This window comes from Paraburkholderia sejongensis (assembly GCF_020880815.1).
Classification (GTDB): domain Bacteria; phylum Pseudomonadota; class Gammaproteobacteria; order Burkholderiales; family Burkholderiaceae; genus Paraburkholderia; species Paraburkholderia sejongensis.
In genome coordinates this window covers 205,618-228,269 of record NZ_JAJITD010000004.1, presented here as the reverse complement: position 1 = coordinate 228,269, position 22,652 = coordinate 205,618, and the positions used below count along the sequence as shown (strand labels likewise).

At 64.7% G+C, this 22,652-nt stretch carries 18 protein-coding genes; 7 read left to right on the top strand and 11 right to left on the bottom strand.

The window, feature by feature from the left end; genetic code table 11:
• The first annotated feature begins 14 nt into the window (after positions 1–14).
• Together LJ656_RS09730 and LJ656_RS09725 are read left to right on the top strand one after the other, a co-directional pair.
• Positions 15–1,340, top strand: a complete 1,326-nt coding sequence (locus LJ656_RS09730; protein ID WP_230509095.1) for a M20 family metallopeptidase — start codon at positions 15–17, stop codon at positions 1,338–1,340.
• Positions 1,341–1,359: 19 nt separating this feature from the next.
• Complete coding sequence (locus LJ656_RS09725) at positions 1,360–2,757, top strand: amidase (protein WP_230509418.1); 1,398 nt, start codon at positions 1,360–1,362, stop codon at positions 2,755–2,757.
• A gap of 22 nt (positions 2,758–2,779) precedes the next feature.
• On the opposite strand, the gene LJ656_RS09720 is transcribed toward LJ656_RS09725, so the two are convergent.
• From LJ656_RS09720 to LJ656_RS09710, 3 genes are all read right to left on the bottom strand, one after another.
• Complete coding sequence (locus LJ656_RS09720) at positions 2,780–3,352, bottom strand: winged helix DNA-binding protein (RefSeq protein WP_230509093.1); 573 nt, start codon at positions 3,350–3,352, stop codon at positions 2,780–2,782.
• A gap of 294 nt (positions 3,353–3,646) precedes the next feature.
• A complete protein-coding gene (ilvD, locus tag LJ656_RS09715; RefSeq protein WP_230509091.1) occupies positions 3,647–5,509 on the bottom strand; it encodes a dihydroxy-acid dehydratase in 1,863 nt (620 codons plus the stop codon).
• Between the two features lie 263 nt (positions 5,510–5,772).
• Positions 5,773–6,594 (bottom strand): alpha/beta hydrolase, encoded by an 822-nt coding sequence (locus LJ656_RS09710; protein WP_230509089.1) that lies wholly within the window; start codon positions 6,592–6,594, stop codon positions 5,773–5,775.
• A 403-nt stretch (positions 6,595–6,997) separates the two neighbouring features.
• Between LJ656_RS09710 and LJ656_RS09705 the strand changes: the two genes are divergently transcribed.
• Positions 6,998–8,386, top strand: coding sequence for a TIGR00366 family protein (locus tag LJ656_RS09705; RefSeq protein WP_230509088.1), 1,389 nt, complete (start codon positions 6,998–7,000; stop codon positions 8,384–8,386).
• 108 nt (positions 8,387–8,494) lie between these two features.
• On the opposite strand, the gene LJ656_RS09700 is transcribed toward LJ656_RS09705, so the two are convergent.
• A complete protein-coding gene (locus tag LJ656_RS09700) occupies positions 8,495–9,640 on the bottom strand; it encodes a branched-chain amino acid ABC transporter substrate-binding protein (RefSeq protein ID WP_230509085.1) in 1,146 nt (381 codons plus the stop codon).
• Positions 9,641–10,346: 706 nt separating this feature from the next.
• Between LJ656_RS09700 and LJ656_RS09695 the strand changes: the two genes are divergently transcribed.
• Genes LJ656_RS09695 through LJ656_RS09685 form a run of 3 tightly spaced genes read left to right on the top strand, consistent with a single transcriptional unit; the run spans position 10,347 to position 14,586 of the window.
• Positions 10,347–13,091, top strand: a complete 2,745-nt coding sequence (locus tag LJ656_RS09695; protein ID WP_230509084.1) for a xanthine dehydrogenase family protein molybdopterin-binding subunit — start codon at positions 10,347–10,349, stop codon at positions 13,089–13,091.
• Positions 13,079–13,597, top strand: coding sequence for a (2Fe-2S)-binding protein (locus LJ656_RS09690; protein ID WP_230509079.1), 519 nt, complete (start codon positions 13,079–13,081; stop codon positions 13,595–13,597). The genes LJ656_RS09695 and LJ656_RS09690 overlap by 13 nt, the downstream gene beginning before the upstream one ends.
• 2 nt (positions 13,598–13,599) lie before the next feature.
• Positions 13,600–14,586 carry a hypothetical protein gene (locus LJ656_RS09685; RefSeq protein ID WP_230509078.1) on the top strand — a complete coding sequence of 329 codons (987 nt, stop codon included), beginning with the start codon at positions 13,600–13,602 and terminating at the stop codon, positions 14,584–14,586.
• A gap of 43 nt (positions 14,587–14,629) precedes the next feature.
• Here LJ656_RS09685 and LJ656_RS09680 read toward each other — a convergent pair whose 3' ends face one another.
• From LJ656_RS09680 to LJ656_RS09665, 4 genes are all read right to left on the bottom strand, one after another.
• Entirely contained in the window at positions 14,630–15,061 is a 432-nt protein-coding gene (locus LJ656_RS09680; RefSeq protein WP_230509077.1) for an NUDIX hydrolase, read from the bottom strand.
• A 61-nt stretch (positions 15,062–15,122) separates the two neighbouring features.
• Positions 15,123–15,776 (bottom strand): LysE family translocator, encoded by a 654-nt coding sequence (locus tag LJ656_RS09675; RefSeq protein WP_230509074.1) that lies wholly within the window; start codon positions 15,774–15,776, stop codon positions 15,123–15,125.
• 82 nt (positions 15,777–15,858) lie between these two features.
• Entirely contained in the window at positions 15,859–16,848 is a 990-nt protein-coding gene (locus LJ656_RS09670; RefSeq protein ID WP_230509071.1) for a substrate-binding domain-containing protein, read from the bottom strand.
• Positions 16,848–18,221, bottom strand: coding sequence for a leucine-rich repeat-containing protein kinase family protein (locus tag LJ656_RS09665; protein ID WP_230509069.1), 1,374 nt, complete (start codon positions 18,219–18,221; stop codon positions 16,848–16,850). Before LJ656_RS09665 ends, LJ656_RS09670 begins: the two co-directional genes overlap by 1 nt.
• A gap of 270 nt (positions 18,222–18,491) precedes the next feature.
• On the opposite strand from LJ656_RS09665, the gene LJ656_RS09660 reads away from it, so the two are divergent.
• Positions 18,492–19,193, top strand: a complete 702-nt coding sequence (locus LJ656_RS09660; RefSeq protein ID WP_230509068.1) for a methylated-DNA--[protein]-cysteine S-methyltransferase — start codon at positions 18,492–18,494, stop codon at positions 19,191–19,193.
• 24 nt (positions 19,194–19,217) lie between these two features.
• On the opposite strand, the gene LJ656_RS09655 is transcribed toward LJ656_RS09660, so the two are convergent.
• The 3 genes from LJ656_RS09655 to LJ656_RS09645 form a co-directional block, all read right to left on the bottom strand.
• Positions 19,218–20,459, bottom strand: a complete 1,242-nt coding sequence (locus LJ656_RS09655) for a Zn-dependent hydrolase (RefSeq protein ID WP_230509066.1) — start codon at positions 20,457–20,459, stop codon at positions 19,218–19,220.
• A 4-nt stretch (positions 20,460–20,463) separates the two neighbouring features.
• On the bottom strand, positions 20,464–21,498 hold the full coding sequence (locus tag LJ656_RS09650) for a helix-turn-helix domain-containing protein (protein ID WP_329958847.1): 1,035 nt from the start codon (positions 21,496–21,498) through the stop codon (positions 20,464–20,466).
• Positions 21,499–21,630: 132 nt separating this feature from the next.
• Positions 21,631–22,338 carry a dienelactone hydrolase family protein gene (locus LJ656_RS09645; RefSeq protein WP_230509065.1) on the bottom strand — a complete coding sequence of 236 codons (708 nt, stop codon included), beginning with the start codon at positions 22,336–22,338 and terminating at the stop codon, positions 21,631–21,633.
• Between the last annotated feature and the right edge of the window lie 314 nt (positions 22,339–22,652).

The window sequence follows — 22,652 nt, the reverse complement described above, 5'->3', positions numbered from 1 at the left end:
TGGAGGTATCCATCGTGGTCAGTACCACGCCATTGCCTTTTTCACCCGAGCAGCAAGCCTGGTACGACAAGGCATGCGCGAGGCTCGACGCGCGGCGGCTGCAAAAGCTGCTGTTCGAACTCACCGACATTCACAGCCCGACCGGCGCGGCGCGCGACGCGAGCCAGTTCATGGCCGGGCATCTGGCGAGCGTCGGTATGAACGCAAGCTATCGGCCCATGAACGAGCGGACCGGCAACGTCGTCGCGGAAAAACGCGGCAGCGGCGGCGGTGCGGCGCTAATGCTCTACGCACCCATCGACACCCATCTCGAAGGCGACGGAAGCGACGACCCATGGATCGGGCCGCCGGGTTTCGCGGACCTCGAGCCGCGTGCACGCATGGAAAGTGACTGGGTCTACGGTCTGGGCGCGTCGAACCCGAAAGGGATGATCGCGACGCTCACCGAAGTCGCGACCGCGCTGATCGAAGCCGATGTGCCGCTGGTCGGCGACCTGATCGTCGCCATGGCCGATGGCGGCATGCCTGTCGATCTCGCGGCGCGCGCTCACGCGGGCCTGTCCGGGGGCGTCACGCACCTGCTGAGCCGTGGCGTTGCGCCAGACTTCGCGATCGTGATGAAGCCCTGGAACTGGGTCTATCACGAGGAGCCCGGCCTGGGCTGGTTCAAGCTGAAGGTCAAGGGCACGCTCGGTTACGCGGGTGTGCCGCGCGACACGCCGGGTTTTCGCAGTTCGGTCGTGCCGGCCGCGCACGTGATACTCGAACTCGAGCAATGGCTGATCGAGTACGCCGAACGCAATTCGTCCGGCGCGGTCAAGCCGCACGGCTGGATCTCGGGCGTGCGGGCGGGGTGGCCTGAACGGCCGGCGTTTCCTTCGGCCGTAACCGAGATATTTTTCGACGTTCGCATCAATCCGCGCACCTCGCCGGGCGACGTGAAGGCGCAGTTTGCCGCATTCGTCGCGGCGCTACGCGAGCGCCGCCCCGAGTTCGAACTCGATTGGGAAATGTACGGCTCCGTGCCCGGCGGCACGACTTCCCCGTCGAACTGGATCGTGCAGTCCGCGCGGCGTGGCTGGGAGCACATCGAGCAGCGTGCGCATCCGACGCCCGACCCGCTTGGCGGCCAGACCGACGGCGCCGCACTGCGTCGCTTCGGCATTCCGACCGCCCGCATCGGCTGGCCATGGCCCGCCGAAGGCTCACCGCTGCCGGTGGCGGAGGGCCTGGGCGGCATGGGCGCGACCTACGTTCCCGACCTGATGCCGTGTGCCCAAAAAATCATGTACGCCGTGATCGACACGCTGACACGGCAGCGCGCGGAGCTTGGACTTTAAGCACGGAGTCGGATTGAACATGTCCCAATCGGAACTGCATTACCTGGAGGCGCGCGAGGTGGCGCGTCTGATCGCCACGCGCGCCCTCTCTTCCGTCGAAGTCACGACGGCGATGCTTGAACGCATCGAGAAGCTCGACCCCACGCTTCACAGCTACGCGCTCGTCATGCGCGACGAGGCGCTCGCATCCGCGCGAGAAGCTGACCGGAAACTGCTGGCCGGTGGGGCGACCGGGCCTCTGTTCGGCGTACCGATAGCGGTGAAGGATCTGTACTGGTGCGCGGGTTCTCCGACTGCGGCCGGCACGACGATTTTTCGTGACTTCGTGCCGACCGAAGATGCCACCGCCGTCAAGCGGCTGCGCGATGCCGGTGCAATCGTGCTCGGCAAGCTCCAGCTCACGGAGGGCGCGTTCGCAACGCATCATCCCGAGATCGCCGAACCGGTCAACCCGTGGCATCCGGGTCATTGGGCGGGCGCGTCGTCGAGCGGCTCCGGCGTCGCGACGGCAGCGGGACTGTGCTACGCGTCGCTCGGTACCGATACGGGCGGCTCGATCCGTTTCCCTTCGGCAGCCAACGGGCTCACTGGCATCAAGCCGACATGGGGACGCGTGAGCCGTCACGGCATATTCGCACTGGGCGCCAGCCTCGATCATGCGGGCCCCATGGCGCGCAGTGCCGCCGACGCGTCGCTGCTACTTGGCGTGATTGCCGGGCACGATCCGCTCGACCCGACTTCGTTGCCCGACGCCTCGCTCGCATTGCCGGACGACGCGCACGATCTGTGCGGGCCGCGATTTGGCGTCGATCCAGAGTGGAACAGCAATGGCGTCGACCGCGTCATCGTGCGCGCGCTCGCGCAGGTCGTCGAAGTGGTGAAGTCGCTCGGCGGCGAAGTGCGGGAGGTGCGCTTTCCCGAAGTGCGCACGGTAGTCGACGAGTGGCAGGTCAACTGCGGTGTGGAAGTAGCGGTGGCTCACGCCGACACCTGGCCGCGGCTCGCGGCGCACTATGGGCCGGCGCTTACGCGGCTGATCGAGATCGGTCGTGAAACCAGCGGCATGGCGTATCAGCAGGTCCTGCTGAACCGTGCCGCGTTACGAGGCAAGATCAACCGGCTCATGAGCGGGATCGATCTGCTGATCGTGCCGGTGCAGCCGTTTGCTGCACCCACCCACGAACAGTTGGGCGCGCTCGCGCAGGATCCGGAACTCAATGCGCGCCTGATCCAGTTTACGGCGCCGTTCAATTCCAGCGGCCATCCGGTGATCACGCTGCCATGCGGGCTCACCGAGGACGGCCTGCCAATCGGCTTCCAGCTCGTTGCGGCTCATGGTGCTGAAGCCCTGCTGTGCCGCGCCGGCATGGCTTATCAGAAGGCTAGCGAGTGGCACAAGTTGCATCCGGTGCTGTAACTCGCGCGCCAGCCGCCGCCGCTTACGCAGACTTGCGTGAAGTCTTCGGCTTCGGCGGCGGCTCGTCGGTCTGCGGCGTGATCGTCGCCGAATCGCGGGCTGCCTCCTCATAAATTCCGGTCAGCAGCGACATGAAACGCGCGCAGCGCTCGAATTTTTCGTCGACATCGCTGATCTCCTCGAAGCGCTTGACGAGAATCTCCTGCCGGACCTTGTTGTATTCGTCGGTGAGCTGCACGCCACGCTCGCTTGCCGAATATGAATAGGTCTTGCTGTTCTTGTCCTTCTGCTTTTCGATCAGGCCGGCCGACTCCAGCTTGCGCAAGCTGTACTGAATGTTGGGGATGTCGTCGCGATTCATCAGCCGCGCGATGGTCGCGCTGTTCTTGGGGCGATCCTGCATGCGGATCACGTGCAAGATCACGTGTTCCTGATATTTGATGTCGACATCCGCCGCGATCGTGATCATGCCGGTAGTCAGTACGAAACGGGAAAACGACTCGTAAAAACGGATCAGCGCCCACTCGAACTCGGTGGCCTTGTGTTCCGTGCCGGACTTGGCGAGGTGCCAGCCGCGGTAGGACCTGGTTTCCATGCTTCGATCAACCCTCCATGGTGCGCCGTGCCGTCCGGCAGGCTCAACCGTTCCAATAAGCGAAAAACGTGCTGCGTGCGCAAGGTTTGCCGGCACCCTGTGCAACGCGTGGCTTGCCGACGCTCGATCGACTACCAGTTGGTTCGACGCGATAGTACACCAACCCCCTATCCGCTGGGCCTTCCACCCAAACGCCGCCGCCAAACAAAAACCGGCAAGCGGTGACCCGCCTGCCGGTTTTCATCGGGCTTCGCGCGCGTCGCCGCGCCGAAGCCCCCGCACTCATCCGCGCGATTACTTGCGCTTCAACTGCGAAATATCACGCACTGCGCCGCGGTCGGCCGAGGTGGCCAGCGCCGCGTAAGCCTGCAGCGCCTGCGACACCACCCGCTCGCGATTGGCGGGCTGCCACGCTTTGTCACCGCGCGCTTCCATCGCCGCGCGACGCTGCGCGAGCACTTCGTCCGACACCGCGAGGTGCATCTTGCGCTGCGGAATGTCGATCTCGATCACATCGCCGTCTTCGACGAGGCCGATCGTGCCGCCTTCGGCCGCTTCCGGCGACGCATGGCCGATCACCAGACCGGACGAACCGCCGGAGAAACGACCATCGGTAAACAGCGCGCAGCTCTTGCCGAGACCCTTCGATTTCAGGTACGAAGTCGGATACAGCATTTCCTGCATGCCCGGGCCGCCCTTCGGGCCTTCGTAGCGGATCACCACGACATCGCCCGCAACGACCTTGTCGCCGAGAATCGCTTCGACCGCATCGTCCTGGCTTTCGAACACGCGCGCGCGGCCCGAGAACAGCCACTGCGATTCGTCGACGCCCGCGGTCTTCACGATACAGCCGTTCTGCGCGAGGTTGCCGTACAGCACCGCGAGACCGCCGTCCTTCGAATACGCGTTTTCCTTGCTGCGGATACAGCCGCTCTTGCGGTCGGTATCGAGCGTCTTGAAGGTCGCCTCCTGGCTGAACGCAACCGTGGTCGGAATGCCGCCCGGCGCCGCGCGGAAGAACTTCTGCGCTTCCTCGCCCGCGCCGCCGGCGACGTCCCACTTCGCGATCGCGTTGCCGAGCGTGCCGCTGTGCACGTTGCCGCACGACAGGTCGAGCAGGTTCGCGCGCGCCAGTTCGCCGAGAATGCCGATAATGCCGCCCGCGCGATGCACGTCTTCGATGTGGTACTTGTCGGTCATCGGCGCGGCCTTGCACAGGCACGGCACCTGGCGCGAGATGCGGTCGATATCCGACATCGTGAAGTCGACGCCCGCTTCCTGCGCGGCCGCCAGCAGGTGCAGCACCGTGTTGGTCGAGCCGCCCATCGCGACGTCGAGCGTCATCGCGTTTTCGAACGCCTGCTTGGTCGCGATGCTACGCGGCAGCACCGACGTGTCTTCTTCCTGGTAGTAGCGACGGCACAGGTCGACGACGAGGCTGCCGGCCTGTTCGAACAGCCCCTTGCGCCATGCGTGCGTCGCGACGATCGTGCCGTTGCCCGGCAGCGCGAGACCGATCGCCTCGGTCAGGCAGTTCATCGAGTTCGCGGTGAACATGCCGGAGCACGAACCGCAGGTCGGGCACGCGCTGCGCTCGACTTCGGCGACTTCGGCGTCGCTGATCTTCGGATCGGCGGCCTTGATCATCGCGTCGATCAGGTCGATCTTCGCGATCACCTGGCCGTCGGTCGGCGACTTGACCTTGCCCGCTTCCATCGGACCGCCCGACACGAACACGACCGGAATGTTCAGGCGCATCGCGGCCATCAGCATGCCCGGGGTGATCTTGTCGCAGTTCGAGATGCAGACCATCGCGTCCGCGCAGTGCGCGTTGACCATGTACTCGACCGAGTCCGCGATCAGTTCGCGCGACGGCAGCGAATACAGCATCCCGCCGTGGCCCATCGCGATGCCGTCGTCGACGGCAATCGTGTTGAATTCCTTGGCGACGCCGCCCGCCGCTTCGATCTGGCTGGCGACCAGCGCGCCGAGGTCGCGCAGATGCACGTGGCCCGGCACGAACTGCGTGAACGAGTTCACGACCGCGACGATAGGCTTGCCGAAATCGTCGTCCTTCATGCCGGTCGCGCGCCACAGCGCGCGGGCGCCGGCCATGTTGCGGCCGTGAGTCGAGGTGCGTGAGCGATAGTGGGGCATCTGTATCCTCAGAATTGCTTTATCGGTTTTGGTAAGCGCCTGCGCCGGCCTGCCGTTGGGTCGCCGTACGGGTCAAGGCGACGGCGCTACCCCCGGCTGGCTCGCGGGCGTGGGGATCGCAATGGTACGTGCAGTTTGCGCTGGGAACGAATAGTGCAAGAACGCCAGTAAGACGTCCAATATATTTTTTCGGCGTGATTAGGTCGCAAAAGCTATTAATTCAGCGACGGCATGGACCCGCGCCGCCGCGCCGCTCACGCCGCTCAGCCCTGCTTCGCGAGCGCGCTCAGCAGCACGCCGTCCGGCCGCGCCAGATCGTCGAGCACCGAGAAATGCGTGCAGCCCGGCACGTGCACGAGCGCGACCTGCTCGCCCGCCGCTTCGCAGGCAGCCGCGTAGTCGTCCGAATGACGCACCAGTTCCGGCAATTCCGCGCCGCCGACCGCGACCAGCGTCGGCACGCCCTTGCCGATATGACGGAGCGGGCTGTATGCGGCGATCTCCTGCTCGCTCAGTTGCAGCTTGTCGTTCAGCCAGCACAGGCTGATCGGTTCGAGATCGACCAGCGCGCTGATCGGCAGCGCTCGGCTGACGGACGGATGCGCGCGATGCAGCGCGCTCAGATGACCGCCCGCCGAGTGCCCGCTCACGCACACTGGCCGCCCCGCGGTGCCGAGGCCGTCAGGATCGCGTCGCAGATGATCGAGCAGCCCGGTGATTTCCCCGACGATCTGCGTCATGGACGCTTCCGGCGCCAGCGTGTACTCCGCCAGCACGACGTTGTAGCCGAGCGCGAGCGGACCGTCCGCGATGAACGCGAAGTCTTCCTTCACGCAGTTCTGCCAGTAGCCGCCGTGAATGAAGATGAACGTCGGCGCATCGGTCTCGCCGCACGACAGCCAGTCGAAGCGCTCGCGCGCCCGCTCGCCGTAGCGCAGATCGCGCTTGCCGGGCACGCGCTCGTAAAGCTGCGCGCTACGTTGCTGGAAATCCTTCAGCACTTGCGGAAAGTTCGGAATCGCCTGGGTGTTGTTATAGGCGGCATCGAGCGTCGGTCGATCCATGCCGCGATAGACGGTCGTCATAGTCTTCAGTCCCGTTCGGAGAAATTAAGTGGAATACGCGAGCGCATTGTCGTGCTGTTTCGAACTGGACGAAAGGACCGCATGACCGCCACGCCGGACCTTTCTTGACATTCGATCCGCATAAGACGAATAATGTAGCGTTCGCTTACCGAAACACCGTTCATTGTAAGAACATCGAAAAGCAAACGAAAGTCTCGCACGGCACTTCGCCGCGTTCGACATCAGTCGCGCCGAAACCCGGCTTCCCGGCCTGGAATTCCCGCCGCACTGCCTTCCGTCATCGAGGTCAGGTAAGGCAACAAAAACTTGCCGACGATACGCGCCCGCTCCCCCACACCGGCCCGGCGCGCCGTTCCTGTCCGCTCCGTCCTGCCAGTGGCCGGTATCACACAGAGTCATACACATGAAGCGAGACACCGCTCCCCATGCCGCCCGGCCTGCCGCCTCGCGCGGTATCGTCGAAGGGCTGGTTTATGTTTTCGAACAGGTCATGCCCGACCCGTTCGTGCTGTCGATCTGCCTGACGTTCTTCGTCGCAGTACTGGCGATGCTGATCGCGCCGAGCGGCACACTGCCCACGCTGCTCGATGCCTGGTACACCGGAACATTCGGGATCCTCGGTTTTGCGCTGCAGATGATCCTGATTCTCGCGACCGGCTACGCGATCGCCGAAGCGCCGGTCGTGCAGCGCGGCCTGCGCGCGCTCGCCGCCCATGCACACACGCCGGCGCGCGCCGCGCTGCTGGTGTTCCCGGTCGTCGCGCTCGCCGCGTGGCTCAACTGGGGGCTCGGGCTGATCGTCGGCGCGTTGCTGTCGCGCGAAATCGCGCGGCGCGTCGACGTCGATTTCGCGTGGCTCGTGGCCGGCAGTTATTCGGCGTGGTCGATCTGCAATAGCGGGCTGTCGAGTTCGATTGCGCTGTCGCAGGCGTCGCACGGCAACGCGCTGAATCTGGTCGAGAAAGCGACCGGTCAGGTGGTGCCGCTCAGCCAAACGATTTTCGCGCCGTTCGTGTTCATTCCGACGGTGCTGGTGGTCGTCGTGATGACCGCGATCTTCATCAGGATGCATCCGAAAGCGGATAACGTGATTGCGTTCCGCCAGACCGCCGAAGCCGCCGCTGATGCACCGAGCGACGATCCGCATGCGCGCGCAAGCAATGCGTCGTCGCTGGCCTCACGCCTCGAACAGTCGATGCTCGGCACGCTGCTGCTGCTCGCACTCGGCATCGGCTATCTGACGATCACGTGGCGCAAGGAAGGCTTCGATCTGGACATCAACAACACGATCCTGATCTTCCTGATGATCGGCCTCGCGCTGCAACGCACGCCGATCGCGTACGCGAATTCGATCCGCCGCGCCGCGCGTCAGACCGGCTCGATGCTGCTGCAGTACCCGATGTACGGCGGGATCATGGGCATCATGAAAGGCACCGGGCTGGCGTCGATGATCGCAAAGGCGTTCGTGACGATCGCGTCGCCGGTCACGCTGCCGCTGTGGAGCTTCCTGAGCTCGCTGATCATCACGCTGCTGGTGCCGAGCGCCGGCGGTCACTGGGCGGTGCAGGGTCCGTTCGTGCTGCCGGCCGCGCTGAGCCTGCATGCGTCGGTGCCGCGTACCGCGATGGGCGTGGCGATGGCGGAGAACGTGTCGAACATGCTGCAGCCGTTCTGGGCGGTGCCGATCGTCGCGATTGCGGGCATTCGCATCCAGCGCGTGATGGGCTATACCGCGGTGACGTTCGCGGTGTCGCTGGTGATTTACGCGGTCGCATTGTGGCTGGTGCCGTAACGGTTTAAATCCGCGCATCACGCATCGATGCCGGATACAAAAAGGGCCGATGAAGCATGCTTCATCGGCCCTTTGGCTATTTACCGCTGATTGGCAGCTACCCGCTTCTTACATCTTCACCACGTCGACCAGCGTCTTCTTGCCGTCCTTGTAGTTGTACAGCGAGATCACGCCGTGCTGAAGGTCGCCCTTCGCGTCGAACGCGGTCAGGCCGGTCACGCCCTTGAAGTTGGTGCCCGGAACCTGCGCGAGAATCTTCGCCGGCTCGGTCGAGTTCGCGCGCTTCATCGCGTCGACGACGATATACACCGCGTCGTACGTGAACGGCGCGTCGAATTCGATCGGGTGACCGAAGCGCTTCGTGTACTTGGCCGCGAATTGCGCGCCGCCGTCCATCCGCTCGACCGCCATGCCGGCCTGCGAGCACACCACGTTGCCGGCCGCCGGGCCGGCGAGGTCCGCGAGGCTTTCGGTGCAGACGCCGTCGCCCGACAGCATCTTCGCGCGCAAGCCGAGCTGACGCGCCTGCTTCGCGAACGGGCCGCCGGTCGCGTCCATGCCGCCGTACATGATCGCATCCGGATTCTCGCCCTTGATCTTGGTGAGAATCGCGCGGAAGTCGACTGCCTTGTCGTTGGTCGCGTCGTGCGACAGGACCTTCAGGCCGAGCGACTTCGCGGTCTTTTCGAATTCGTTCGCGAGACCCTGGCCGTACGCGGTCGAATCGTCGACCACCGCGACCGTCTTCACGTTCAGGTTCTTCGCGGCGAAGGTCGCGAGTGCCGGACCTTGCTGCGCATCGGTCGCGACGACGCGGTACGTCGTCTTGAAGCCCTGCTGCGTGTAAGCCGGATTGGTCGACGACGGCGAGATCTGCACGATGCCAGCATCGCTATAGATCTTCGAAGCCGGAATCGACGCGCCCGAGTTCAGATGGCCGACCACCGCGACGACCTTGTCGTCGACCAGCTTCTGCGCGACCTGGGTCGCCTGGCGCGGGTCGCCCGCGTCGTCCTGCGCGTCGAGCACCAGCGTGACCTTCTGACCGTTGATCGTCAGGCCCTTCGCGTTGATTTCCTCGATCGCGAGGCGCGCGCCGTTTTCGTTGTCCTTGCCCAGGTGGGCGGAGCCGCCCGTCAGCGGGCCGACGTGACCGATCTTGACGACCTGGTCCGCGTGCGCGGTGCCTGCGATAGTTGCGAATGCAACGACTGCTGCGCTAACCGGCAGCAGCTTGTGAAAATTGAACGACATACGACACATCTCCTCTTTGCTTACCTTGCCAACCGGGTGGTTGGGCATTGCTGATGTTCCCGATACTGCGGTCACGCGCTATTCATCCGTTCCCGGACAAGTCGATTTGCGGCGGCTCGGGCCGGCTGCCCGCGCCCGCCTTTTTAAGTGGCAGCACAATAACGCAAATCTCGCCGGAGCGACAGATTTGCGCACGCCCGGCCTTTTCGAGATACCGCGCGCACCCGCTTCGACCCGCTCGTTTGCGGCGGCCTCGCAGACATTCCCGGCGCGCCGAAAAGCGCTTGTGGCGACGCTAAAAAGCATCGTTAATCATTCAATCCGGATATTCTTCACACTTATCTTGCGATAAAAATCCATTCCGCCTAGCATTGCCGAAAAGTCGATTCAAAAATCAATAAAGAAAGACGACGCGAGCAATCAACATGATCAGAGACAGGGGTATCCAAACCGGGCCATCCACGCACCGTTCGCAGCCAATGCGATGACCGGCCGGGTCGCCGGCAACGCCCGTACTTTATGGCTTCTCGCGTGCCGGGACGGCGCGTTACCAGCTTGTCTGCACGCCCGGCGGACCACTTCGAACCATTAATTCCGCGAGTGCTGAAAACCGGAAGCGCGCGCCTTGCCATGCGCGCCAAATAACACGAAATATTCAATCGTTTTGCATAAAAACCGAAATAACAATTAATCCCCGGAGCCCCACATGGCTTTCGATATCCCCGTTACACGCCGTACCTTCCTGAAAGTGATGGGAAGCAGCACGCTCGTCGCGATTTCGATCAGCAATCTGCCGGCGGCGGTGCTGAGTTCGGCATCGATGCAAACCGAGCCCGACAACGGGCCGCCGTGGGCGCCCGAACCGGGCAAGGCACGCTGGCGCATCGACGGCATTCCGAAGGTGACCGGCCAGAAGATCTATGCGCGCGATTTCAAGGCGAGCGATTTCGCCGGTTGGCCGAAGCAGGAAAACTGGCTGTATGCGCTGCGCTGCAACCGCGTCGATCGCGTGTACGACGGCTACGACCTGAGCATGCTGCCGCCGCAATTGCGGCCGATTGCGATCGTCGACAACGATGCGCTGCTCGCGCGCCAGATCGCGCTCGCGCCCGAAACCGATCCAATCGCGAATCAGGACATCTACTGGCTCGCGCGCAAAGGCCACGCGGCGGACTGCTTCGGTCAGCCCGCCGCGCTGCTGATCTTCGCGAACTTCGACGTGTACCGGCGCGCGCGCAAGCTGCTCGAATTCAACAACAGCACGATCCGCTACGGCGCACCGGTGAATGCAAGCGATCGTCCGAAGCCGGTCCCGTATTCGCCGACCACGACCTACGTGCGCGACGACGACACCAACTTCAACTACGTGAAGGACTACCAGAGCGGCAGCGATGGCAAGCCGACGCCCGCGTATCTGGCGGCGCTCGCGAAGGCCCGCGAAAATATCTACGCGACGATCCAGCGCAATCTCGACGCGGGCACATGGTTCAGGGCCGGCGCGTCGAATCCGCAGGGTTTCATCACGCCCGCGATGGACCCGGTATTCATGGAACCGGAAAGCGGGCTCGCGTGGTACGACGCGAGCGCCGGCCAGCTGCGCCTCGTGCTCGGCACGCAATCGGCCGGCGAGGACGCGGGCAGCGCTGCCGCGCTGTTCGCGAACAGCAAGGTCACGATCAACGGCGTGCACATCGTCGCGTGCTATCCGGGCGGCGGCTTCGGCGGCCGCGACCGTTCGTATTTCCCGCTCTATCTCGCGCTCGCCGCGCCGTTCGCACAAGGGCCGCTGCGCTGGCAGCAGTCGCGCTACGAGCAGTTCCAGGTCGGTCTCAAGCGCTGCGAAACGCAATTTACCGAAGCGCTGTGGTTCGACCGGCAAGGCAAGATCCAGGCGCTCAGTTGCGACTTCACGATGAACGGCGGCGGCAAGAAAAACCTGTCGCCGTACGTCGCGCAACTGGCGGCGCTGAGCGCGATGAGCTGCTATGAAATTCCGCGCGCGAATGCGACCGCCGCGTCGCTGTACACGCCGGAAGTATTCGGCGGCTCACAGCGCGGCTTCGGCGGTCCGCAGGCGTTCATCGCGATCGAAACGCTGCTCGACGAAGCGGCCGCCGAACTGCGCATGTCGCCGTTCGAGATTCGCCGCGTCAATCTGCTCGGCAGCGCGCCGTCGCTCGGACGCGGCCGCGCGATCACCGGCGCGCCGATCCTGTTCGATCTGCAATTGAACAGCGTGCTCGATGGGCTCGAACAGCATCCGCTGTGGCAGGAGCGCGAGGCGACGCGCGCGCAGCGCGCGGCCCAGGGCCTCAAATACGGCGTCGGCCTCGCGATGGCCAACGAAGCGTTCGGCACCTCCGGCGACGGCATGTACGCGATGGTGCAGGTGCTGCCCGACGGCAGCCTGCGCGTGATCACGACCTACACCGACATGGGCAACGGCGCGGCGACCACGCTCGGTCTCGCGCCATCCGAATACCTCGGCCAGAACGCGCGGACGATCGCGATGAGCGTGTTCGAACCGTTCAACGCGCTGGGCCTGACCGCCACCAGCAATCCGCAGAAACCGACCGACGTGCGCTACGGCTCGGGATCGTCGAGCGCTTGCCTCGGCGCATTTCATCAGTACCACGCAGTAAAAGGCGCGGCCCAGGCGCTGCTGCTCGAAAGCGTGCTGCCCGCCGCGCAGACGCTGTGGCATCAGAACGTGCAGGCCGCCGACGTGAAGTGGGTCGACGGCGCGCTGGTCGCGAACGGGAATGGCAAACCGCTGCCGTGGGCCGATCTGCTGCAACAGATGCGCAACCTGAATCTGCCGACCGTCGCGGCCGTGCATGCGAGTTACGCGGGCTCGTTCTGGACCGGCACCTATCCGTTCAAGTCCGGCCCCGCCGACATCGAATACGACTACGTCGCGGTGGGCATGAATCCGGACAGCCTGACGCCGCTGCAACGAGAGCTGCATCAGCCGACGGTCAACGGCGCGAAGTTCCAGCGCACCACCTATGCGCCGTCGGCCGCGTTGCTGGCGCTATCGGTCGATCCGTCGAACGGGCGGGTGAAGGTCGAGCACGTCGTGTCGTCGGTGAGCGTCGGGCGGCAGTTGTGTCCGCAACTCGTGCAAGGGCAATCGGAGGGCGCGGTCGCGATGGGCATCGGCAACGTACTGAGCGAAACCTGTCCGCTCGGCAACGACGGCCCCGGCAACGGCCGCTGGAATCTGGACCGCTATCAGATCACGCGGCTCCCCGACATTCCACGGCAAACGCTGATCGCGCTGTCGCCGCCCGCCGACGATCCGCACAACGCGCGCGGCATCGCCGAGGCGGTGATGTGCCCGATCGCGCCGGCGCTGCTCAATGCCCTCGCGATGGCGACGGGCCAACGCTTCAGGGAAACCCCGGTTACGCCGGAACAGATTCGGAGGGCATTGCAATGGGCAGCGTGATTCGCCTGTACATCAACGGAGAGGCCGTCGACGCACCAGCGGACGACGCCGACATGAACCTGATCGACTTCCTGCACGAACGGCGCGATCTGACCGGCACCAAGCTGTGTTGCGGAATCGGCGTGTGCCGCGCGTGCACGGTCGGCACCCGCAACCTGCCCGATGCGCCGATGGAAAAAACCCTCGCGTGCTCGACGCCGGTCAGCGCGGTCCAGGGGATGCACGTCTATACGGTCGAAGGCTTGATGCAGGACGGCAAGCTGTCGCCGCTGCAACAGAGCTTTCTCGAATCGTTCGCGTTCCAGTGCGGCTACTGCGCGCCTGGCTTTCTGATGGCCGCGACCGCGATGCTCGACCATCTGCGCACGCATCCGGTCGACGCGACGCAACTCGACGACACGATCGAGTCGTGGATCGGCGGCAATCTGTGCCGCTGCACCGGCTATGTGAAATACCTCGAAGCGATCCGCAAGGTCGCGGCGCCCTATACCCGCAACGGAGCATGACGATGACAACCTGTTTGCGCGTACTGCTACTGCTGCTGATGTGCGCGGCGCGCTCGATCTTCGCCGCCGCAACGGCGGAGCAAACGCTGCTGCAATACGGTCAGCAATGCGTCGACGAGATCGGCGAGATTCCGGCATTCGACTGCAACGCCGGTACGACGGTGCCGATCACGGTGAACAACCGCGTGCCCGAGCGCTACTTCGCGAACATGACGTGCGACCGGCCCGCGCTGCTGCCCTACGAAGCGCCGACCTCCGGACCGTGCACGCCGTACTCGAAGATCCTGAACCTGTCGCACGGCGAAACAGAGATTTCCGCGTTCTGCCGCCGCAAGATGATTCGCTCGAAGGAAAGTCCGTTCTACGACGAAGTCGACATCGTGCTGCACAACACCGGCAACGGCAAAACCTGCTGGTTCCATGCCGAGCACCCGGGCAGCGCGGCCGGCTTCAATGCGACTCGCGTCCCGCCGCCGAACGAGAAGACGCCGCCGCCCGGACACGTGTCCGCCGAGACCTTCTGGTGGGCGCCGGCCGCGACCGCGACGAAGAAATGCGTGTCGTGCCACGACGCGAGCCCGGTGATGTACAGCCCGTGGATCGGCCAGGTGTGGAACAAGGTGCCGACCGATCCGTGGGGCAAGTACATCAATCTCGGCGAGGCGTTCGAGTCGTGGGCGACGCTGTCGATCAGCACGCCGGGCAATACCTGCATCGGTTGCCATCGGATCGGCAACGAAAAGAGTTGCAGTATTTATGTGCCGCTCGCGGCCGGCATGCTGGCGCCGCCGAAAGGCAGCAACAAGCTCGCGAGCAGCTATCCGCTCACTCACTGGATGCCGATCGACAACAACCGCAGCAAGGATGAGTGGAATGCGGCGAACGTGGAGTCGGTGAGAAATCTGCTGACCTGCTGCTCCGAGCAGGGAAAGAACGATCCGAAGTGCCACTTCGCGCCCAATGCGCAAGGCAGCACGAAGGGCGGTTGAGCGGTGCTTCGTGTGAAAAGCCGCGGCGTGAAGGTCGCGGCGTTCAGCCCTTGAAATCGGCCAGCATCACGCCCTCGCGAATCTGCGCGAGGGCGGCCGCGATATAGTCGATCACCGGCGCCGGCGGATTGTCCGGCTTTGCCCACACGAAGCCCGAGCATTTATCCGGCTCCCTATTCGCGAGCACGCCATCCCATGCATGGCACGCGAAAAAGAAGCTGATGCGGTTCTGGTCGGAATCGCGCCGCATCACGAGTTTGAATTCCAGTGTGCCGGGCGCGATCGTCACGCCGGCCTCTTCCTTCGCTTCGCGAATCGCGCATTCTTCCACCGATTCGCCCGGTTCGAGATGCCCCGCCACCAGCGAGTACTGACCGTCACGAAAGCCGGTGTTGGCGCGCTGGAGGAACAGACACTCGCCCTGCGGATTCAGAAACAGCACGTTGACGTCGACGACGCTTTGCATTCGGCTCATGGTGGCTTCGCGGGCAACTGACGGAATCGCGAGTGTAATGCAGCCGCGCGCAGTCGTGCCGTTATGCGCGCTGCGCGGCCAGCAGCTTCAGACCGAGCGCGACGAAGATCAGTCCGCTGGCGCGCTTGAGCGCCGCGAGCCGGCGATTCGCGCCGAAGCGCCGGTGAAGGCCGCGCACGCCGAATGAATAGATCGCGTGCACGCTCGCGACGATCACCGCGACCGTCAGATACATGACGATGAACTGGCCCGCCAGAGCGCGCTCATGGTCGATGAATTGCGGCATGAAGGCGGACAGAAAGATCAACGTCTTCGGATTGCTGCCCGATACGAGCAATGCTTCGCGGAATACTTTTTTCCATTCGAACGTGTGGGCCGTCGAAGCGACTGCTGTGGGCTGCGCGGTTTGCGCATGTTGGGCCGCCTGCGTTTTGCCGCCGCGCAATTGCTTGATGCCGAGATACATCAGATACGCGGCGCCGAGCACCTTCATCGCGACGAACAGCGGCGGCAACGCCGCCAGTGCCGCGCCGACGCCGAGCGCCACCAGCAACACCACCACCGCTTGCGCAAGCAGATTGCCGCCGACGGTCGCCGCCGCGCCGCGGCTGCCATAGCGTACCGAGTTGCGGATCACCAGCAGCACGTTCGGCCCCGGCGAAATCGTGGTAAGCAGATAAGCGGCGGCGAATAACAACCAGGTGTGAAATGACATGACGGACCTTGCGTGTCGTTTTTAGATGCGGTCGAACGGCACGCAATCATGCCACGGACAAAAATGCGTTACCGGCGCAACCTCAACGCTTCGCCGCCGTCACCAGTTGCAGCGGCGTCTCGACGAACGGCGACAGTTCGTGCTGCTTACGGTGCTCGCTGACCGCCTTCACCGCGAAGTCGATGCCGAACACCGCCTGGCGGTCGGCGAACTGGTTCATCGTTGCGAGTACGCGGCCGTCGGCGAGCAGCGGCTTGATCGCGTCGATCGCGTTATAGCCGGTCACGTAGACGCCGCCGCCGCGGCCCGCGTCGCGAATCGCGTCGACCGCGCCCATCGCCATGTTGTCGTTGCCGCACAGCAGCGCGCGCAACTGCGGATGATCGACCAGCATCTTCGCGGCCACGTCGCGGCCGCGGCCGTAGTCCCAGTTGCCGGACTCGACCGCCACCACCTGCATGCCGGCCGCTTCCATCGCGTCGCGGCTGCCGGCGGTGCGTTGGCGCGCATTGCTGCTGACCGAGATCCCCTCGATGATGCCGACCTGATCGCCGCGCTTGAGCCGCGCGGCCAGATATTCGCCGACCTGGCGCGCGCCGTTGCGGTTGTTCGGCCCGACGAACGGCACCGAAATGCCGGCGGCCTTTTGCGCGCCCTCGTCGAGTGGATTGTCGATCGTGATCGCGATGACGCCGGCCTTGATCGCGCGCGCGAGCACCGGCGCCAGCGCCTTCGAATCGGTCGGCGCGATCACGATCGCGTTCATCTTCGCGCGGATCATTTCGTCGACCATGCGAATCTGCGCGGCGGTGTCGGTCTGCTTCGCGGTGCCGCGTATCGTCAGACTGAATTGCGATGCGAAGTGCTGCTGGTAATTGCGCGCGGCATCGAGCATCGCGACCGTGAACGGGTCCGTCATCGATTTGACCACCAGCGCGATCTTCGGCTTCACGACGGGCATCGCTTCAGCGCGCGCGGCACGGGTAAGGCCGGCCACCCCGGTCAGACCCGCAAGGCCGGTCGCGGCCAGCGCGCTCGCGAGCAACGCGCGGCGGCGCAGGTTCTGCGTCATCACATGTCTCCTTCGCCGCGTGACCGTTCGAGCGCCGCGATGCCGGCGGCGATCTCGTCGAACAGCGGCCGCTGGTCGGGCTGCTCGCTCAGGCAGCGCGCCTGCAACGCGGCCAGTTGCGCGGCAAGCCGCGGTTGGGCGTCGAGTTCGGCGCAGCGTTCGACCAGTTCTTCGAGCAGGCAGCCGAACGCGCGCACTTCGAGCCGCTGCAACGCGCCGCCGAGTTCGCGATCGTCCGGGCGATAGAACGACGCCGCGCCGAAGTCGCCGAGCAACGCGTGCCCGGCGCCGCCGTGCAGGATATTGTGCGCGTACAGATCGCCATGCATCACGCCGCGCCGATGCAGATGGCCGCCGACTTCCGCGATGCCGCGCGCGATCCCGAGCAGCGTGTCGAGGTCGAAACGCGCGGCGTCGCTGTAGATATCGCGAGTACACGATGCGAGGCTCGGCGGGCCGGCGAGATTGACGAAGCGCGGCTCGATCAGTTCCATCACGAGTCCATGCGTATCCGCTGGGTGGTCGATCACTTTGCCGAGTACCGGAATCAGATTCGGATGAGCGCCGCTACGGATGCAGGCGGCCATTTCGCAATCGGGCAGGCCGTCGCTCGTCACCGCGCCCTTGAACAGCTTGACGGCGATCGGACGCGCCGGGGCATCCGCGTCGGCATCCGCTTTGGCGCTGGTGCGCAACGCCGCGCGATAGATCACGCCCGACGCCCCTTCGCCAAGCGGCTGTTCGAGCTTCAATGCATCCCAGCGAATCGCGCGGATCGGCGTATCGCTGAGCGCCGTCTGTTCGAGCGCCGCATTGAACGGATTGCCTGCATACGCGAGCCACGTAAGCCGCGGCATCCGCGGCAGCCAGCGCGGCAATTCGTCGAAACGGTTGGCCGCGAGCCGCAGCAGTTCGAGCCGCGAGCACGAGGCAAGCGCCTCGGGCAGCGAACGCAGCCGGTTGCCGGCGAGCATCAGCTTCTGCAACTGCGTGCAGCGGCCCAACTCGACGGGCAGGTGCTCGATTTCGTTGTCGGTCAGAATCAGCCAGCGCAAGCGCGCCGGCAATGCACGCGCCGGTACTTCGCGAATCCGGTTCGCCTTGAAGCCGATCATCTCCAGTTGCGCGCATTCGCCGAGCACCGCGGGCAGTACCGTAAACGGATTGTTGGACGCGAACAGGATGCGCAATTTGCGCAGCCGCGGCAGGTCGCCGGGCAACGCGGTCAGCGCGTTATTCGACAGATCGAGTACTTCCAGCGTATCGGCCAGCTCGAAGATTTCGCGCGGAAATTCGCGCAGGCCGCACGCCAGTTTGAGTTCGCGTGCACCGGCCAGTTGGCCGGTACGCAGTTGTTCTAGAGTGGTGGTCACAGTCGTGGGGAAAAGGTTCGGGTAGCGCCGCGCGTCGTACCGAAGGACTCAATTCTACTGAGTTGACGGTTCTGTGCGGTACAGTGGCGCGAAACGCCGGGTTCCCGGCGGCCAGTCGAATGCGAATCAGACCGCAAGATCCGGAGCGCGTTCAGACCACGTGAAGCACACACTGCAGAATAACGGCGCAGTCTTTCTGCGGCTTTGCGCGGCAGATCGCGAATGCATGCCGCAAGCCGCGCGCCTCCACCTCGTCGGGAGTAGATTCAAGTGACGTACGCATTCAAGTTGATCGAATCGCCGGTCGGCCAGTTGAAGCTCGTAGCAAAAGGCGAGCGCCTCGCCGCGATTCTGTGGGAACACGACAAACCAAACCGCGTGCGGCTCGGCGAAATGGTTGAAGCAAACGAACTGGCGGTGCTGCTCGAAACCGAGCGGCAATTACGCGAGTACTTCGCCGGCACGCGGCAGTGCTTCGATCTGCCGCTCGAGTTTCAGGGCACCGAGTTTCAGAAAAAAGTCTGGCACGCGCTGCTGACCATTCCATTCGGCCAGACCCGCAGCTACACCGAGATCGCGCAGCAGATCGGCAATCTGAACGCGGTGCGCGCGGTCGGCGCGGCCAACGGGCGTAATCCGATTTCGATCATCGCGCCGTGTCATCGCGTGATCGGCGCATCGGGAGAGTTGACCGGATTCGCCGGCGGACTCGCGAACAAGATGCTGTTGCTCGCGCTGGAGGCGGGACAGACTTCGCTCGAAGCGGCGGCCGAGGCTGGGGCCGCGGATGGGGAAGAGCAGAAGCCGCGGTACGAACAACCGCGCGAACAACAACGCGAACACCAGCGCGAGCCGGCGCGGCACGCCGTGCAGGCAGCTCAACCGAAGCCCGCCGCCGAACCGGCCGCAGCCGCGCAACCGGCACGTCATCCGCCGAGCCGCGGCACCCAGGCATCGCTGTTCGGCAACTGAACGGCAGCCGCCCCGCTCTTCCTGTCAGGCGGCTTTCGCCGCCAACTCCAGCAGCATCGAAGCGGCCGCGCTCGCCGCGACCTGACAGCCGAGCACGATATGCTGCTCGGCCGTGTCCTCGATAAAGTCGTGACTCACGCCGCCGATACTCGGCACGAACATCATGCAGGCCGGCATGCAGCGCGCGATCACCTGCGCGTCGTGCGCGGCGCCGCTCGGCATGCGCAGCCATTGCCCCGGCGCGACCGCCTCGGCCGCTCGCGCGATGTGCTCAGCGAGCGTCGCGTCCATGCTGACAGGGTCGATCGGTTCATCGACGGTCTGCAATTCGACACTGACCGCGTTACGCGCATTGAAGTCGCGCACCAGTTCGGCGAGCGCGCTTTCCATTGCCTGTAGCCGCGCCGGATTGGCGTCGCGAAATTGCAGGTACATGTCGGCTGTACCCGGCACGACGCTCATCGACCCCGGTTCGAGATCGATGCGCCCTACGGTCCATACGGTGTCGGCATCGGCGAGCTGTTTGAACGCATCGTTCAGCGTCGCGATGAACGCAACCAGCGCCGCGCCCGCGTCGCGGCGGATCGCCATCGGCGTGGTGCCGGCATGATTGCGTTGGCCGGTAAAGCGCAGCCGCAACTCGCGCATGCCGACGATCGTCGTGACGACGCCGATCGCTTTGCCGATCGCTTCGAGCCGCCCGCCCTGTTCGATATGCGGCTCCAGATAGGCCAGCTGGCGGCCCGGCTCGAATTGCGCGCGCGGCCGGCCCGCCAGTCCCGCGGCCGCCAGCACATCTTCGAGACGCTCGCCCTGCCGGTTGGCCGCGTCGCGAATCGCGCTGTCGACCTCCTCGCCGACGAAGCTGCGGCTGCCGAGCAGTCCGGAGAACGTGCCCTCCTCGTCGATCCACGACGCGACGTCGACTGCCAGATTCCGGGTCGCGTCGTGTTCGCCGAGCGCGCGAGCGATCTCGAGGCCATAGATCACGCCCATCGCGCCGTCGAGCCAGCCGCCGGTCGGCTGCGTGTCGGTGTGCGAACCGATCAGCAACGCGGGACCGGGATTGCGCGAACGCCCGAACACGGTGCCGATGCCGTCGATGCGCGCATCGAGCCCCGCGTCGCTCATCCTGCCGGCCAGCCACTCGCGCGCCGCCAGATCCACCGGCGACAGCGACAGCCGCACCACGCCGGGACCGGTCGCGCCAAAACTGCGCAACTGTTTGAGGTCGGCCATCAGCCGGTCCGGATCGATCTTCACCACGTTGTCATCTCCTTTGATTGATTGCCGATGCCGTCGCCCGAAAATCGCCCGGCGACATCTCGTACGCACGCCTGAACGCACGATTGAAGTCCGACGCGCTATTGAAGCCCCAGCCGTACGCGACGTCGATCACCCGCTTGTGCGGATAGCGCCGCAACTCGTCAGCCGCTTCGCGCAGCCGGCGGTTGCGAATGTACGCGGCGAGTCCGCCCTCCTGCTCGAACAGCCGGTAAAGCGTGGGCCGCGACAGTTGCGAGACCGCGAGCACGCGCTCGACCGTCAGGTCCGCCATGCCGAGATGCGCATCGATATAGCGGCGCGTGGCCGCAAAGCGCGCGGTACGCGCTACCGCGCGCGCATTGCCGATGAGCCCGCTCTGTCTGCCGAAGGCGGTGGCGATCAGCTGCACGCAGCTGTACAGCGCCTGTTGCGCGTCGGCCGCGCTCAGCGTGGGCAGCGTGCGGCCCAGCTCAGCCAGTTGCGCGGGAATCATCCGCGCGAGCGGCGTGTGATATTCGAGCACGCTGCCATGAATCGATTCGGCTTCGGGCAGCAGCGCGTTGACCATCTCGCGCGGCACGAACAGCGCGAGCATATGACAGGAGCCGCGCGCCATCCGCATCGGCTGATCGAGGTCGAGCGCGAGAATGCCAGGCCGGGTTTGCAGCGCGGTGCGCTTCGGATACGGACCAGTCGTAGTTTCGAACGGGCCGTCGAGCGCCACATGAAACACGAAGTCGCGCATGCTGTCGGTCGAAATCCGCGCGAGCGGACGCGATTGCGTAATCGGATCGGTGCTGCAATCCATGAACGCCATGCCGCCGACGCGATAGCTGTCGACTCTGGCGCGAAAGCCGTCGCTCAGCTGCTGGCGCGAGATCGGCACATCGAGGACATAGCAGACGCGCTCGCGCCACGCGAGCAGTTGCGCCTCGGGGGCGGCGCGATAGGTATCGAAGTGGCTGTAATCGCACTTCGCCGCTGTCGCGGTCGGCGCGGCGGTCGCGGCAGTCGCGCGGCCGGCTACCGGATCGCTCATCAGGGTATCTCCGCAGGGTCGTCAGTTGCACGGGATCATAGCCGCACTTTGCGTGCCGCGAGGATGACGATCCGCTCTTTTGCGAAGCGGTCGCGGGCGCCGGCCGCGCGCCCGCTCCGGTCTACCCGCGCATCACTTCCACAAGGTGCGGCCGAAGAACGTCAGCGTGCGGTCCCACGCCTGCTGCGCCCACACCGGATCGTACTGGGTCTGCGCGATACGGCCCGGCCCGACCGCCGTTTCGTTCGCGAACGCATGGTGCGCCAGGTAGCGATGAAATTCGAACTCGACCTTCGCGTCGCCGAGCTTCTTCTCCAGCGCATCGACGGTATCGGGCACGAAGAACTCGTCCTGCAGCGCCCAGTGACCCATCACCGGCACGGTGATCTTCGACGCATCGATATAGTCGAGCGGCGGAAAGCCATACCAGACAACGCCGGCCGCCGCTTCGGGGACGTTGCACAGCGCCAGCAGCGTAAGCGCGCCGCCCATGCAGTAGCCGGTCACGCCGACCTTCGCCGAATGCTGCTTCAGGTATTGAACCGCGCCGCGCACGTCCTGACTCGCAGCGTCGCCGAAATCGAGGCCGCTCATCAGGTGATGCGCCTCCTCCTGCTCGACGGTCGCCTTGCCGCGATACAGATCGGGCACCAGCGCGAAATAGCCGGCCTGCGCGAGCCGGTCCGCGACGCCGCGAATCTGCTCGTTCAAGCCCCACCATTCCTGAATCACGACAACCGCGGGCGCGCCGGCGGTTTTTTGCGGCGTGGCGAGATAGCCCTGCAATTGCTTGCCGTCCGGGCGGTCGAACGTGATCATCGAACCTGCGAGTTGGGTCATGGTTGCTCCTTGAGTAGACGAGACCGCTAGCATAGCGCCACTACCCGCTGTTCTGCCCGCCAATACAGCGTTGCGCGCGAGCGCGAACCGCTCGCGCCGCATTTCAACTCGCCGACAAGAGAATGCATGCTGATTCAATTCGATCTTTTATTCCACTCGTCCAATAGATCGATAAAAGATGAACGATTTTGTGCAAGTTAATTCGCAATCTTTCTATTTCACAAACCGATTAACGACGTTATACTCGACGCCATGCGTTTTGGTTCATCGACGCGCACCGCGCCGGTCGTTCCACCTGCGCACGTCGCGTCACC